Here is a 12,129-nt window from a genome sequence, read left to right as displayed (position 1 = left end):
CTCAGACCCCCAGATACGTCTTGACCCGGGCCATGTCGGCCTCGAGCTCGGAATTGGTCAGCGTGTCGACGACGACGCCGTTTTCGACCACCACATGCCGGTCGGCCACCTTGCGCGCGAAGGACAGGTTCTGCTCGACCAGAAGGATAGTGAAACCCTGTGTTTTCAGGGCCTTGATCTGCTCGCCGATCTCCTTGACCACGACCGGCGCCAGGCCCTCGCTGGGCTCGTCCAGCAACAGGAACCGCGCGCCGGTGCGCAGGATGCGGGCAATCGCCAGCATCTGCTGCTCGCCGCCCGACAGCTTGGTCCCCTGGCTTTTCAGCCGCCGCTGCAGGTTGGGAAACTGCCGCAACAGGGCGTCATCGGCGATGCCGCCTGCCTTCAGCACCGGCGGCAAGGTCAGGTTCTCGGCCACGTTGAGCGACGAGAAGATCGCGCGCTCTTCGGGGCAATAGGCGATGCCGGTGCGGGCGATCTGGAAGGTGCGGCGGTTGATCAGCTCCTGCCCGTCGAACCGGATCGAGCCCGTGCGCTTGCCGACGATCCCCATGATCGAGCGCAGGGTGGTCGATTTCCCCGCCCCGTTGCGACCGATCAGCGTGACCAGCTCTCCGGGCCGGACATCGAAATTCATGCCGTGCAGCGCCTTCGATTCCCCGTACCAGGCTTCGAGATTCTGCACATTCAGCAGGGCGTCACTCATCGATCCCTCCCATATAGGCGGTGATCACCTCGGGATCGTTCGACACCTCGGCATAGGCTCCCTCGCACAGCACTTCGCCATGCTGCAGCACGGTGATGCGCTCGCACAGGCTCGAGACGACCGAGAGATTGTGCTCGACGATCAGGATCGTGCGCCCGTCCGAAACCTTGCGGATCAGGTCGGTGATCGGCTCGATATCCTCGTGGCCCATCCCCGCTGTCGGCTCGTCGAGCAGCATCACCTTGGGATCCAGCGCCAGCGTCGTGGCGATTTCCAGTGCGCGCTTCTTGCCATAGCTCAGCTCGGTCGCGGGCGTGTGCGCCTGATGGCCCAGCCCGACCTGCCCCAGCAATTCATGCGCGCGCTCATTGAGCGCCGAGACCGCCTTGAGCGAGCGCCAGAACTTGTAGGCAGTGCCATGGTTCGATTGCAGCGCGACGCGCACGTTTTCCAGACAGGTCAGATGCGGGAAGGTGGCCGAGATCTGAAAGCTGCGCACCAGCCCCTGTCGCGCCACCTGCGCGCTGCGCAACCGGGTGATGTCGCGCCCATCCAGAAACACCTTGCCCGACGTGGGCGTCAGGGTCTTGGTCAGCAGGTTGAAACAGGTGGTCTTGCCCGCCCCGTTGGGGCCGATCAGCGCGTGGATCGATCCGCGCCGGACCTTGAGGTTCACGTCCGTGACCGCGTTGAACCCGCCGAAGGTCTTGGTCAGACCCTGCGCTTCGAGTGCGTATTCGCCCATCGCGCTCACCGTGACGGAAGGCCGAGAACGGCCTTGGCAAGGATGTTGCGCTGGATCTCGTTGGACCCGCCGAAAATCGCCGGCGCGCGCGCATCAAGGAACAGGTTCATCGCGTCGACATGACCGCCATCGCCCAGGGGCAGGTCGTCGTAGAAGCGCGCTTCCTCGCCCGCGACGGCCAGCGTTTCCTCGGTGATGCGCTGATAGAGTTCGGTGCAGAAGAGCTTCAGCACCGAGACATCGGCGCCCAACGTACCGCCTTCGCGCAGCACCTTCGCAAACCGCTCGAAGGCCGAGCCAAGGTCGTAGAGATCGAGCCGCAGCTTGGCGAAGCGTGAACGGAAGGCGGCATCCTCGAATGCGCCGCGATCCTCGGCCAGCATTTCCAGCCGCGTGAGCGCGTATTCGGGCCGCGAGGGCGCGCCGAGGAAGATCCGCTCATGCCCCAGCACTGCCTTGGCCAGCGCCCAGCCCGCATTGACCTCGCCCACAACGTTCTTCGCGGGCACGCGGACATTGTCGAAGAAGACCTCGCAGAAATCGGCCTCTTCGCGCAGGTTGGGGATGGTGCGCACGACCACACCGGGAGAGGTCAGATCGACCAGCAGCACGGTGATTCCGCCCTGTGGCTTCGCAGCCTCCTTGTCGGTGCGCGCCAGAAGCAGGATCCAGTTCGCGCAATGCGCCAGCGTGGTCCAGATCTTCTGGCCGTTGACGACGAATTCGTCACCCTCACGCACCGCCGAGGTCCGCAGGCTGGCCAGATCCGAACCCGCATTGGGTTCGGAATAGCCCTGACACCAGACATGCTCGCCTGACAGGATGCGCGGCAGGAAGAACTCCTTCTGTTCATCGGTGCCGAATTCGATCAGCAGGGGGCCGGTCAGGCCGATGCCGTGATCGGGAATACGCGGGCAGCCCAGCCGCGCCCATTCCTCGACATAAACGATATGCTTCGCGGCATTCAGGCCCATGCCGCCATGTTCCTGCGGCCAGACCGGCGAGAGCCAGCCCTTGCGCGCCAGCGCGTGATACCACTCGGCCACCTCGTCGAAGACGGGCCGCTGCTTGCGCATGAAGCGCAGATGGGCGGGGCAGTTCTGATCCACCCAGTCCCGGAAGATCGCGCGGAATTCCTCGTCCGTCAGCGCGTTCCAGTCCTGTTGTTCGGGCATCGTCGCGGACTTCATCACAGCTCGTCCCCGAAAACCGCCGGGCGCTTTTCCATGAAGGCGCGCATTGCTTCCTTGCTGTCGGGATGGCGGGTCATCTCGACCGTCAGGTTCTGCTCGAACCGGTAGCCGTCCTTCAGGCCCATCGTTTCCACGGTGTTGAGCGCGCGCTTGGCCAGACGGATCGCCGCGGGGCTTTTCGAAGCGATGTTGCGGGCCAACTCCATCGCCGTATCCATCAGCGCCTCGGGCTCGACGCAGGCCTCGATCAGGCCCCGGCGATAGAGTTCGGCTGCCGGAACGCGCCAGCCGGTCAGCACCATGCGGCGCGTCAGCGACATGGGGAACACCCGCATCGTGTGGCGCACGCCGCCCATCAGGCCGATATCGATCTCGGGCAGGCCGAACACCGCGTTTGTTGACGCGACGATCATGTCCGAACAGATCGCCAGCCCCATCCCCGCGCCCAGAGCCGGGCCATTGACGGCGGCAATGACGGGGACGTTCATCTCCATGATGACGAAGCCCACCTCGCGCGCACGGCGCAGATGGCGATAGGTGTCGCCCGCGACCCCGTCCGCGACCTTGGCGCGCGACTTGATATCGGCGCCCGCCGAGAAGCATTTGCCGTTCCCCGTCAGCACCACGCAGCGCACGCCCGGCGTTTCGTTCAATTCGTCGAAGACCTCGATCAGCTCTTCCATGAAGCCGCGCGACTGCGCGTTCACGGGCGGCGCGTCCATGGTGACGACGGCGACGTGGTCGGTGATCTCGGTCTTGATCAGGTCGTTTCTCATCGGAATTCCTTTCAGGCGGCGCGGTCGGCGGTCAGGAAGGCCAGCCGCAGCTCTTCGGGTTGGCCCAACGTCGCGTTCAGGGTGATCGCGCGCTTGAGGTACAGGCCGATATCGCATTGGTCGGTGAAGCCCATCGCGCCGTGAAGCTGGATGGCCTTGCGGGTGATCGAGGTGGCGCTGTCCCCGGCGCGGGCCTTGGCGGCAAGGATCGCCTGCGCGCGTTCTCCCGCAGGGGCGATGGCGGCATTGGCGCAGGCCGAACAGGCGAATTCCGCCTCGGCCCACATATCGACAAGCCGGTGCTGGATGGCCTGAAAGCTGGCGATGGACTTGCCGAACTGCACCCGGTTCGAGGTGTAATCCACGGTAATTTCCAGCGCCCGCGCGGCCAGCCCGGCCAGTTCCGCCGCCAGCGCCATGCGCGTGGTGGCAATTGCCGCATCAAGCGCCGCCTGCACCCCCGCGCCGCGCGCCAGCACGGTTGCGGCAGGGGTATCGTGCAGCGTCACCTGCCCCAGCACCGCGCCATCCAGACCGGGCCGCGTGGCCACACGCATCCCCTCGGCCCCGGCAGCCAGATGCACCAGCGCCAGATCGCCGCCCTCTTCGGCGAGAACGAGGAACCCGGTGGCCGAAACCGCGCCCGGCACCAGATGCGCACTGCCGTTGAGCCGGTCGCCCGACAGCGTCAGCGGCGCGGCTGCCCCGCGCGCATCCTGCCACAAAACCGGCACGATGGCCTCGCCCGAGCCGATATCGACCGCCAGCCCCGTCGCCGCGTCGGAGGCGTCGATCTCGCGCAGCAGCGTGGTCGGAAACACGGCGAGATTGGCGAAGGGCTCGGTCAGCAGCGACCGGCCCAGCGCCTCGGCCAGAACGGTCAGCTCGCTGTCGCCCAGCCCCATCCCGCCCATGCTTTCGGGCAGGGTCAGGGCCAGAAACCCGGCCTCGGCCAGCGCGCTCCAGGTCGCGGCATCGAGGTCGCCCTGCGCGGCGCGGCGGCGGCGGAAGGTGGCCGGGCCATCGGCGCGGGCGGCCAGAGCGGCGACGCTGTCGCGCAGCATCGCCAGCGTCGTATCGGGATCGTCGAGTTGGATGAGGGGCATGGCGCCTCCGGCAATTGCATCAAGGGCCGGGACCCGTCCGCAGGCAGGGCGCAATACCCGTCCGCCGCCGCACCGGGGTACGGTCGTGTCCGGATGTCTGATTGGCCTCCCCCGCGGGACATGGGTCCGCGCGCTCCGCCTACAGGAGGCGGGTTCGGCAGGTTTTTGTCAAAACCTATCGCATCCTGAGCAAACAGTTTCACAAGTGTGAAACACCGCGTTTTGTGAAGGGCCTGTATGTCCCCCCGAAAGGCGAGCCACAGTGCCGGCAGACACCGGCTCAGGCAGCGACCCTCACCGTTCCCGGGCGATAATCCCTTGATTTCCCGCCCCCGACGCCCCGCCCCCGCAGGCTTGGCGCAAAGCGAGTTGAGAAAGCGAGCTTTTGCTCGACACTGGGATCTCATCCCCTCATCCGACCGGAAAGCAAGAATGTCCCCCCTTCCCGATATCGCCCGGCGCCCGCAGGCCCCCGTCATCGTCACCGGCGCAAGCCGGGGTATCGGTCGCGCGCTCGTCTCGCAGCTACTGGATCAGGGGCACAGCGTGATCGGCGTCGCCCGCGCGCGTCCCGACCGGCCCGACAGCGCGACGTTCCGCTTCATCGCCTGCGACCTGAGCGACGCGGCGGCGACCGCCCGTCTGGTGGACGCGCTTCGCCAACTGGGGCCCCTGGGCCTGATCAACAATGCCGGGCTGCAGACCGAGGCCGATCTCTCGGCCCTTGCGCCCGGCGCGGCGGCGGCGCTGGTGGCCCCGGAGATCGGCGTCAACCTCGTGGCGCCCTGCCTTCTGAGCTATGGCCTGTTGCCGGTTCTGGCGCAGGCACCAGGCGGCTTTGTCTGCAACGTGAACAGCGCGCTTGGCATGGCGCCCAAGATGGCCGCGCCGGCTTATTGCGCCGCCAAGGCGGGGCTGGGAAACCTGAGCGTCGCGCTGCGCGGTCAAGCCCGCAACTGGCCCGGCCTGCTGATTGCCGAGGCCATCCTGCCGCTGGTGGAAACCGACATGACGCGGGGTCGCGGCAGCGGCAAGATCAGCGCCGAACAGGCAGCGGCGGCGATCCTGCGGGGGCTCGAGCACCGGAAAACGCGGATCTGGATCGGCAAGACCCGGATCGTGCGGCTGCTCGGCCGCGTGGCGCCGGGCCTGACCTCGCGCCTGCTGCTGGGCCAGCTTCCCCCGCCGCCGCCCGGAGACAGCCGCTGACGCACGGGTTAGCGGCACTGGTTGTGAGCGCGCGCGCGGCGATGCTATCCCGGCTTGCGGCGCCTCGCAGCCGGCGACGCGACTGGACGGAAAGGCGATCCCATGGCCAAGACACCGGCCCCGGCCCGAAAAGGCCGCGGCAGACCGCAGAACGGCGCCCCCGACCTGTCGAAGGCGCAGATCGTCGCGACCGCGCTGCGGCTGATCGACGAAAAGGGGCTGGAGGCCTTCTCGATCCGCAGCGTGGCGCGGGCGCTGGGCTGCTATCCGACCGCGATCTACTGGTACACGCCGAGCCGCCATGTCCTGATCGCCGAGATCATCACCGTGGTGCTGCGCGACGTCCTGCCCGACGCCGGTCTCGACTGGCAGGACTGGCTTCGGGCGCTGTTCACGCGCTACCGCGCGGCCATCGCCCGCCATCCCAACGCCGCGCCTCTGATCGGCGTGACGCTGGTTTCGAATGCCTCGGTCGATGTGGATCTGGTCGAGGCGGTCCTTGCCAAGCTGCACGACGCGGGGTTCCGGGGCGCCTCGCTGATCAATGCCTATAATGCCGTGATCGGCGCCATGGTCGGATTTACCACGCAGGAATTCGCCATGCTGCCGCCCGATGCCGAGAGCCTGCGCGAGGATTTGGCCGGTTTCCCGGACCGGATCGACGCCAACCGCCATCCGCTGCTGGCGCAATTGTCCGGGCAGATGATCGGCGCGGCCTTCATCCTGCGCTGGCAGAACGGTGCCACGCAACCGATGACCGGCGCCTTCGCAATGTATGTCGAGGCGTTCGTGACCGGCCTCGACCGCCTGCCGCGCGAGGGTGGGGCCGCTTCGAGCTAGCGACGAATGACGGACAAGAGGGTGGCGAGCGCTCCGGGCTTATTGTACACCGCACAACAGACCGAAGATGCGCAGTACCCGCCGCGAAGACGACACAAGGATAAGTCCATGACAGCCCCGCAAGACCCCGCTTCCGGCAGCGGCAGCCCCTTTCCGCAGCGCGGCGGCCCGATCCAGGTGTTCTACGCGCCGCCCGAGGCCCCGCGCCGGCCGATGATCTCGCATGCCGAGGGGATCTACATGTGGGACACCGACGGCAAACGGTATCTCGACGCCACCTCGGGGCCGGTGGTCAGCAATATCGGCCATGGCAACGGGCGCGTGCTGGCGGCGATGGCCGAACAGGCGGGCAAGGTCTGCTACGCCTCGCGCGCGCTGTTCGAAAACCAGGCGAATATCGCGTTGGCCGAGCGGGTGGCAGCGCTGGCCGGTCCGGGTTTCGAGCGGGTCTTCGTCGTGTCGGGCGGGTCCGAAGCGACCGAGGCGGCGATCAAGCTGGCACGGCACCATGCGGTCGCCTGCGGAGAGGCGGGGCGCTGGAAAGTGCTGGCGCGCGAGCCGGGCTATCACGGCGCGACCCTGGGCGCGGCCGCCATTACCGGCGATCCGGAAACCGATGCCGTGTTCGGGCCGGTGATGCGGATCATGCCGCGCGTGCCGGCGCCGTTCACCTATCGCGTTCCGGGCAATCTGGACGCGGAAACCCATGCGCGCCATTGCGCCGAGGCGCTGGAAGCGGCGATCCGCGATGAAGGCCCCGACAGCGTTCTGGCCTTCATCATGGAGCCGGTGGGCGGGCTGGCGACGGGCGCGCTGGTGGCGCCCGATGCCTATTACACCGCCGTGCGCGAGATCTGTTCGCGCCACGGGGTCCTGCTGATCTTCGACGAGGTGATGAGCGGCGCGGGCCGTACCGGGCGCTTCCTGGCCGCCGAGCACTGGCCCGATGCGCGCCCCGACCTGGTGATCCTGGCCAAGGGCGTGGCCGCCGGCTACACGCCGCTGGGCATGGTTCTGGCTCCGCGCGAGATGGTCGAGAAGGTGGTGGCGGCGGGCGGCTTCCTGCACGGCCACACCTACAGCGCCAACCCCCTGTCCTGCGCGGTGGGCGAGGCGGTGCTGGCCGAGGTGATGGATCGTGACCTGATCGGCAATGCCGAACGGATGGGGATCCTGCTGGGCGAACGGCTGCAGGTGCTGGCGCGGCACTCGGGCATCGTGGGCGATGTGCGCGGGCTGGGGCTGCTGCGCGCGATCGAGATCGTCGCGGACAAGACGACCAAGGCCCCCTTTCCGCCCGCGCGCAAAGCCATCGCCCGGATCGTCGAGCTGGGGCTTGACCGCGGCCTTCTGCTCTATTCGCGCAGCACGGCGGGCGGGCGGTACGGCGAATGGCTGATGATCACCCCGCCGCTGATCGTGACCGATGCCCAGCTGGACGAGATGATGGCGCTGCTGACCGAGGTTCTGGACATATTCGAGGCCGAAACCCGCAGCTGACACGCCCCTGCCCGCGGTTCAGAGCGGCAGGTGGGTGGTGTATTTCAGCTCGTCCAGCAGCACCGAACTCTGCATTTCCTGCACGCCGGGCAGTAGGGCGAGCCGATCGCGCAACAGCGCATGGAAGTGATCCATGTCGCGCACGACGACACGGACGTTGAAATCGTATTCCCCCAGCATGAGCTGCACCACCTGCACCTCGGGGATGCGCAGAACCGCGTTCTGGAAAGCGTCGAAAGCCGTGCGCCCGTGCGAACTCAGCTTGATGCGCACCAGCACGATGGCGTTGAACCCCAGCTTCTTGCGGTCCAGGACCAGCGTCTTGCCCAGAATGATCCCGCTTTCGGCAAGCCGCGCGATGCGGCGGGAACAGGGCGATTGCGACAGGCCGATCCGCTCGGCCACCTCGGTCACCGACAGGGACGCATCGGCCTGCAACACGCGCAGGATGCGGCGGTCGGTCTCGTCGATCTCGTGCATGAAACCCCTCGTGGTATCGGCTATTGCGGATGATCCATGCCGATTTCACGCCGAAGCGGGGGAAGAACGCAAGACGATGCCGGGCAAATCCGCATAAACTTCCGGCAAGTGTGGGGAGAGACAGGCATGAATGAGGCAAGCGTTGCGCCGACAGGGCACCCTTTGGCGGGTGTCGTGCTGATGTGCGTGGGCGTGGCCGCGCTCAGCGTCAACGATGCCATCGCGAAATCCCTGACCGAGAGCTATTCGCCGCTGCAGATCCTGTTCTTGCGCAACGTGACCGCGCTGCCATTCACCATCCTCATCGCGCTGTTCATGGGCGGCGGGCGCGCCCTGCGCTCGTACCGGCCCGCCGCGCATCTTGTGCGCGGGGTGCTGTGGGTTGCGGCAACCTTCCTGTTCTTCAGCAGCTTCCGCTATCTGGGCCTTGCCGAGGCGACGGCGCTGATCTTCGTGGCCCCGGTCTTCATCACCGTGCTTTCGGCCCTGTTTCTCAAGGACGAGATCGGCTGGCGGCGCTGGCTGGCGGTGCTGTTCGGCTTTCTGGGCGTGCTGATCGTCATGCGACCGGGCGGCGCCAGTTTCCAGCCCGCGGCGCTTCTGCCGGTGGCCACGGCCCTGGTCTACGCGGTGCTGATGCTCAGCGCGCGCTGGGTCGACCCGCGCGAAAGCGTGTGGACGCTGCTTGTCTACCTGACCGGGGCAGGCGCGCTTCTGGGCGGGCTGGTCGTGCCGCTGGTCTGGGTGCCGGTCGATCCGGGCGATCTGTGGCTGTTCCTGGCCATCGCGCTGTTCGGCACGGCGGGCATGACGATGATGACGCAGGCGTTCCGCATGGCCCCGGCGGTCATCGTCGCGCCGCTCGATTACACCGGGCTGCTCTGGGCCACGCTGCTGGGCTGGCTGATCTGGCGCGAAACCCCGGATTCGATGACCTGGCTGGGGGCGGCGATCATCATCGCCAGCGGGGTCTTCACCATCTTCCGCGCCCGCCGCGCGGGCCACTGAAGCGGGAGGGAAATGAATGAAAGGCAGATGCGAATGCGGCGCCGTGGCGTTCGAGGTCGATCACGTCCGCGACACGGTGACGGTCTGCCATTGTTCGCAGTGCCGCCGCAGCAGCGGGCATCTCTGGGCCTCGACCCACGCCCCCTTTGGCAGCCTGCATTTCACCGCTGACGCAGGATTGCGCTGGTATGCCTCGTCCGACATGGCAAAACGCGGCTTCTGCGCGCTTTGCGGATCGAGCCTGTTCTACCGGATGAACGACGAGGACGGGATCGGCATCGCGGCGGGCTGCCTTGAGGACACGACGGGTCTGCGCATCGGCAAGCATATCTTCGTGGCGGACAAGGGCGCCTATTACCCAATGCCCGACGACGCGCCCGTCCACGAACAGGGCTGAGACCGGCCGCAAGGAAAGGCCGGGCCGCTCCGAACGCCCCGGCCCTGCTTGTTCTGTTGCGAAACGCTCAGCCGGCCTTCGACAATTCCGCCGTGGCCTCGATCTCGACCTTGGCGCGGTCCTCGACCAGCTCCGAGACGACCAGCATCGACATGGCCGGGAAATGCTTGCCCAGCACGCGGCGATAGGCCTCGCCCACCTCGCGCTGATGGGCCATGTATTCGGCCTTGTCGGTCACGAACCATGTCAGGCGCACGATATCCTCGACCGTGCCGCCCGCGGCCTCGACGATGGCGCGGATGTTCTTCAGTGCCTGTTCCATCTGCTCGATGAACCCGTCGCCGACGAACTCCTTGTTCGCGTCCCAGCCGATCTGGCCGCCGATATGCAGGATGCCCGACGGGGTCAGCACGCCATTGGCATAGCCCTTGGCCGGGGCCCAGCCCTCGGGCTGGATGATGGTATGGGGCATGGTTGCTCCTCTCAACTGGGGCCTGTCGCGCGGGCCCGTTCACGATGGGGCCCGTCGCGTGACGGGCTGTCAGTCCTGATCGCGCAGGCGGAAACGCTGGATCTTGCCGGTTTCGGTCTTCGGCAGGGTCCGGGTGAAGATGATCGAGCGGGGATACTTGTAGGGCGCGATCGTCGACTTGACGAAGTCCTGCAGCAGCTTGGCCAGCGCATCCGACGGCACTTCGCCCGCGCCCAGCACCACATGCGCCTGCACGATCATGCCGCGCGCCTCGTCGGGGGCACCGATCACCGCGCATTCCGCCACCGCCGGATGCGCCAGCAGCGCCGCTTCGACCTCGGGGCCGGCGATGTTGTAGCCCGCCGAGACGATCATGTCGTCATTGCGCGCGGCGAAATGGTAATAGCCGTCCTCATCGCGCACGAAGGTGTCGCCGGTAATGTTCCAGCCGCCCTGCACGTATTCCTCCTGCCGGTCCCCGAACAGGTAGCGACACCCGGTCGGGCCGCGCACGGCCAGCCGCCCCGGCTGGCCCGCCGGCAGCTCTTCGCCCTCCGGCCCCAGGATCCGCGCCTCGTAGCCGGTAACGGGCTTGCCCGTGCAGGCCGGGCGGTGATCGTCGAACCGGTTCGAGATGAAGATATGCAGCATCTCGGTCGCGCCGATCCCGTCCAGCATCGGCTTGCCGGTCTTGGCCTTCCATTCGTCATAGACCGGGCCCGGCAGCGTCTCACCCGCCGACACCGCCGCGCGCAACGAGGACAGATCCGCCCCCTCGTCCATCGCCCGCATCATAGCCCGGTAGGCGGTCGGCGCGGTGAAACAGACGGTCGCGCGGTATTTCTCGATGATCTCGACCATGTTGGGCGGGGTCGCGTTTTCCAGAAGCGTCGCCGCGGCCCCGAAGCGCAGCGGAAAGATCGCCAGCCCCCCCAGCCCGAAGGTAAAGGCCAGCGGTGGCGAGCCCACGAAGACATCCTCGGGCACCACGCCCAGCACTTCCCTGGCATAGCCGTCGGCGATGATCAGCAGGTCGCGGTGGAAATGCAGCGTCGCTTTCGGCTTGCCGGTCGACCCCGAGGTGAAACCGATCAGCGCCACGTCGTCCTGCGCGGTCGCGACAGACTCGAAGGTCACGGGCTTTTCCAGCGCCAGCCGGTCCAGTTCCGCATCGTGGTTCGAGGTCCCGTCGAAACCGACCACCGTCTTCAGATAGGGCGAGGTCTTGGCGCAGGCGGTCAGCTCGTCCATCAGCCGCGTGTCGCACAGCGCATGCGTGATCTGCGCCGTCTCGACATATTTCGCCAGCTCTGATGCCCGCAGCATCGGCATCGTGTTGACCACCACCGCGCCCGCCTTGGTCGCGGCCAGCCAGCAGGCCACCATCGCCGGGTTGTTGGCCGAACGGATCAGCACCCGGTTGCCCGGCTTGATGCCCAGATCCTCGACCATCGCCCGCGCCAGCCGGTTGGTCCAGTCGGAGAGCTCCTTGTAGGTCCGACGCCGCCCGTTGCCGATCAGCGCCGTGCGGTCGCCGTGGCCCCGCGCGACCATGGCATCGGTCAGCTCGACCCCGGCGTTCAGCCGGTCGGGATAGTCGAACCCGTCGAGCCTCAGCTCGGGCCAGCTGGCCGGGGGCGGAAGATTGTCGCGCGTGAAGCTGTCCGTATGAGAAGACTCTCTGAGCATCTCGCCTC

General features: G+C 67.1%; 13 protein-coding genes. 5 read left to right on the top strand and 8 right to left on the bottom strand.

What is annotated here, in order from left to right; genetic code table 11:
• Position 1: 1 nt before the first annotated feature.
• The 5 genes from C4N9_RS08990 to C4N9_RS08970 are packed head-to-tail and all read right to left on the bottom strand — an operon-like array spanning position 2 to position 4,526.
• On the bottom strand, positions 2–706 hold the full coding sequence (locus C4N9_RS08990) for an ABC transporter ATP-binding protein (RefSeq protein WP_109532997.1): 705 nt from the start codon (positions 704–706) through the stop codon (positions 2–4).
• Positions 699–1,451 carry an ABC transporter ATP-binding protein gene (locus tag C4N9_RS08985; RefSeq protein WP_109532996.1) on the bottom strand — a complete coding sequence of 251 codons (753 nt, stop codon included), beginning with the start codon at positions 1,449–1,451 and terminating at the stop codon, positions 699–701. The genes C4N9_RS08990 and C4N9_RS08985 overlap by 8 nt, the downstream gene beginning before the upstream one ends.
• Before the next feature lie 5 nt (positions 1,452–1,456).
• Positions 1,457–2,641, bottom strand: coding sequence for an acyl-CoA dehydrogenase family protein (locus tag C4N9_RS08980; RefSeq protein ID WP_245902500.1), 1,185 nt, complete (start codon positions 2,639–2,641; stop codon positions 1,457–1,459).
• Positions 2,641–3,420, bottom strand: coding sequence for an enoyl-CoA hydratase/isomerase family protein (locus tag C4N9_RS08975; protein WP_109532995.1), 780 nt, complete (start codon positions 3,418–3,420; stop codon positions 2,641–2,643). The genes C4N9_RS08980 and C4N9_RS08975 overlap by 1 nt, the downstream gene beginning before the upstream one ends.
• 11 nt (positions 3,421–3,431) lie before the next feature.
• Positions 3,432–4,526, bottom strand: a complete 1,095-nt coding sequence (locus C4N9_RS08970; protein WP_109532994.1) for an acyl-CoA dehydrogenase family protein — start codon at positions 4,524–4,526, stop codon at positions 3,432–3,434.
• Positions 4,527–4,958: 432 nt separating this feature from the next.
• On the opposite strand from C4N9_RS08970, the gene C4N9_RS08965 reads away from it, so the two are divergent.
• From C4N9_RS08965 to C4N9_RS08955, 3 genes are all read left to right on the top strand, one after another.
• Positions 4,959–5,735 carry an SDR family NAD(P)-dependent oxidoreductase gene (locus C4N9_RS08965; RefSeq protein ID WP_168192179.1) on the top strand — a complete coding sequence of 259 codons (777 nt, stop codon included), beginning with the start codon at positions 4,959–4,961 and terminating at the stop codon, positions 5,733–5,735.
• A 102-nt stretch (positions 5,736–5,837) separates the two neighbouring features.
• A complete protein-coding gene (locus C4N9_RS08960; RefSeq protein ID WP_109532992.1) occupies positions 5,838–6,575 on the top strand; it encodes a TetR/AcrR family transcriptional regulator C-terminal domain-containing protein in 738 nt (245 codons plus the stop codon).
• 108 nt (positions 6,576–6,683) lie between these two features.
• On the top strand, positions 6,684–8,075 hold the full coding sequence (locus tag C4N9_RS08955) for an aminotransferase family protein (protein ID WP_109532991.1): 1,392 nt from the start codon (positions 6,684–6,686) through the stop codon (positions 8,073–8,075).
• A gap of 18 nt (positions 8,076–8,093) precedes the next feature.
• On the opposite strand, the gene C4N9_RS08950 is transcribed toward C4N9_RS08955, so the two are convergent.
• Positions 8,094–8,555 (bottom strand): Lrp/AsnC family transcriptional regulator, encoded by a 462-nt coding sequence (locus C4N9_RS08950; protein ID WP_109532990.1) that lies wholly within the window; start codon positions 8,553–8,555, stop codon positions 8,094–8,096.
• Between the two features lie 126 nt (positions 8,556–8,681).
• On the opposite strand from C4N9_RS08950, the gene C4N9_RS08945 reads away from it, so the two are divergent.
• Positions 8,682–9,563 (top strand): DMT family transporter, encoded by an 882-nt coding sequence (locus C4N9_RS08945; RefSeq protein ID WP_109532989.1) that lies wholly within the window; start codon positions 8,682–8,684, stop codon positions 9,561–9,563.
• 16 nt (positions 9,564–9,579) lie between these two features.
• Complete coding sequence (locus C4N9_RS08940; protein ID WP_109532988.1) at positions 9,580–9,960, top strand: GFA family protein; 381 nt, start codon at positions 9,580–9,582, stop codon at positions 9,958–9,960.
• 67 nt (positions 9,961–10,027) lie between these two features.
• Here the strand turns inward: C4N9_RS08940 and C4N9_RS08935 are convergent, their stop codons facing one another.
• Together C4N9_RS08935 and C4N9_RS08930 are read right to left on the bottom strand one after the other, a co-directional pair.
• On the bottom strand, positions 10,028–10,432 hold the full coding sequence (locus C4N9_RS08935; RefSeq protein WP_109532987.1) for a RidA family protein: 405 nt from the start codon (positions 10,430–10,432) through the stop codon (positions 10,028–10,030).
• Between the two features lie 69 nt (positions 10,433–10,501).
• Positions 10,502–12,121: a benzoate-CoA ligase family protein gene (locus tag C4N9_RS08930; RefSeq protein ID WP_109532986.1), complete on the bottom strand. Its 1,620-nt coding sequence runs from the start codon at positions 12,119–12,121 to the stop codon at positions 10,502–10,504.
• Positions 12,122–12,129 lie beyond the last annotated feature (8 nt).

This window comes from Pararhodobacter marinus, assembly GCF_003122215.1.
GTDB classification, from domain to species: Bacteria; Pseudomonadota; Alphaproteobacteria; order Rhodobacterales; family Rhodobacteraceae; genus Pararhodobacter; species Pararhodobacter marinus.
This window is presented reverse-complemented; position numbering and strand designations above follow the sequence as displayed.

Excerpts from the sequence above, each read along its gene's own strand:
- C4N9_RS08945 (WP_109532989.1), top strand. The coding sequence starts at position 8,682 with ATGAATGAGGCAAGCGTTGCGCCGACAGGGCACCCTTTGGCGGGTGTC.
- C4N9_RS08990 (WP_109532997.1), bottom strand. The coding sequence starts at position 706 with ATGAGTGACGCCCTGCTGAATGTGCAGAATCTCGAAGCCTGGTACGGG.
- C4N9_RS08985 (WP_109532996.1), bottom strand. The coding sequence starts at position 1,451 with ATGGGCGAATACGCACTCGAAGCGCAGGGTCTGACCAAGACCTTCGGC.
- C4N9_RS08960 (WP_109532992.1), top strand. The coding sequence starts at position 5,838 with ATGGCCAAGACACCGGCCCCGGCCCGAAAAGGCCGCGGCAGACCGCAG.
- C4N9_RS08965 (WP_168192179.1), top strand. The coding sequence starts at position 4,959 with ATGTCCCCCCTTCCCGATATCGCCCGGCGCCCGCAGGCCCCCGTCATC.
- C4N9_RS08935 (WP_109532987.1), bottom strand. The coding sequence starts at position 10,432 with ATGCCCCATACCATCATCCAGCCCGAGGGCTGGGCCCCGGCCAAGGGC.
- C4N9_RS08930 (WP_109532986.1), bottom strand. The coding sequence starts at position 12,121 with ATGCTCAGAGAGTCTTCTCATACGGACAGCTTCACGCGCGACAATCTT.
- C4N9_RS08940 (WP_109532988.1), top strand. The coding sequence starts at position 9,580 with ATGAAAGGCAGATGCGAATGCGGCGCCGTGGCGTTCGAGGTCGATCAC.
- C4N9_RS08970 (WP_109532994.1), bottom strand. The coding sequence starts at position 4,526 with ATGCCCCTCATCCAACTCGACGATCCCGATACGACGCTGGCGATGCTG.
- C4N9_RS08975 (WP_109532995.1), bottom strand. The coding sequence starts at position 3,420 with ATGAGAAACGACCTGATCAAGACCGAGATCACCGACCACGTCGCCGTC.
- C4N9_RS08955 (WP_109532991.1), top strand. The coding sequence starts at position 6,684 with ATGACAGCCCCGCAAGACCCCGCTTCCGGCAGCGGCAGCCCCTTTCCG.
- C4N9_RS08950 (WP_109532990.1), bottom strand. The coding sequence starts at position 8,555 with ATGCACGAGATCGACGAGACCGACCGCCGCATCCTGCGCGTGTTGCAG.
- C4N9_RS08980 (WP_245902500.1), bottom strand. The coding sequence starts at position 2,641 with ATGAAGTCCGCGACGATGCCCGAACAACAGGACTGGAACGCGCTGACG.